This is a genomic window from Salinivibrio sp. SS2 (genome assembly GCF_001722075.1).
Taxonomy (GTDB): Bacteria; Pseudomonadota; Gammaproteobacteria; order Enterobacterales; family Vibrionaceae; genus Salinivibrio; species Salinivibrio proteolyticus.
Genome location: NZ_MEBP01000029.1, coordinates 1 through 858 on the forward strand (window position 1 = coordinate 1; position 858 = coordinate 858).

General features: G+C 53.7%; 1 protein-coding gene. It reads right to left on the reverse strand.

Translation table 11 applies throughout. The features are described from left to right. On the reverse strand, positions 1 to 858 hold an 858-nt coding region (locus BGK46_RS02060; RefSeq protein ID WP_217492715.1), incomplete at both ends, for a VCBS domain-containing protein.

Sequence of the window (858 nt, forward strand, 5' to 3'; positions counted from 1 at the left end):
AGCGTCTAAATCCTGCACCGTAGACTGATCAAGGGTATAGGTCCAGTTGCCATCAACCAGCTCGAGCGAGCCATAAGTGCCAGACGCTGTGGTATTGGCAAAGCTCGGAGCATCGTCACCATCCACATCACTGATCGCAATGGTGCCCGTGGCAGTGACAGGCGCATCGCCTTCGTTACCTTCGGTCACTGAACCCACAAACTCACCGGTGACTTCCGGCGCATCATCTGTCCCGGTAATGGTGATAACAATATCTTGTTGGGTGTTATCGCTTGCTGTCAGGGTAATGGTATCGGTGACCTGATCACCGTCGTCCAAGTTCTGCACCACAGATTGATCGAGGGTGTAGGTCCAGTTGCCGTTCACCAGTTCCAGCGAACCATAAGTGCCGGTCTCTGTGGTATTGGCAAAGGTCGGAGTATCGCCATCGTCGACATCGCTGATCGCAATGCTGCCGGTGGCAGTGACAGGCGCATCGCCTTCATTGCCCTCAGTGACGGAACCAACAAACTCACCGGTGACTTCAGGTAGGTCCTCGCTACCGGTAATGGTAATGACAATATCTTGTTGCGTGTTATCGCTTGCTGTCAGGGTAATGGTATCGGTGATCTGATCACCAGCGTCTAAATTCTGCACCGCAGACTGATCGAGCGTATACGTCCAATCACCGTCTATTAGCTCGAGCGAACCATAGGTGCCGGACGCAGTGGTATTGGCGAAGGTTGGATTATCGCTATCGTCGACATCGCTGATCGCAAGGGTACCGGAGGCAGTCACGGCCGCGTCACCTTCATTGCCTTCGGTCACTGAACCCACAAACTCACCGCTGACTTCTGGTGCATCCTCGCTACCAGTAAT